The 246-nt window shown below is 43.9% G+C and carries 1 protein-coding gene; it reads right to left on the bottom strand.

Features of this window, described 5'->3' with window-relative positions; genetic code table 11:
• Window positions 1–246: hypothetical protein (locus tag AC061C_RS15960; RefSeq protein ID WP_478291992.1), on the bottom strand; the 246-nt coding region annotated here is incomplete at both ends.

Genomic DNA, 246 nt, shown 5'->3' with positions numbered 1-246 from the left:
ACGGTATATGTTATTGTAGCAGTTCCAGAGGCAACTCCTGCAATAACTCCAGTTGTAGCATTAACAGTAGCAACACTAGTTGCGTTAGAAGTATAAGTTCCACCAGTAGTTCCGTTAGATGTAAAAGTAGTTGAACCACCTACGCATATTGATTGAGTTCCAGCTAGTGTTCCAGCATTTGGAGCGGCAGTTACAGTTACAGTTCTAGTAGCAGTTGCATCAGCGCATCCACCAGTTCCAGCAACG

This window comes from Flavobacterium sp. GNP010 (genome assembly GCF_056428945.1).
This window is presented reverse-complemented; position numbering and strand designations above follow the sequence as displayed.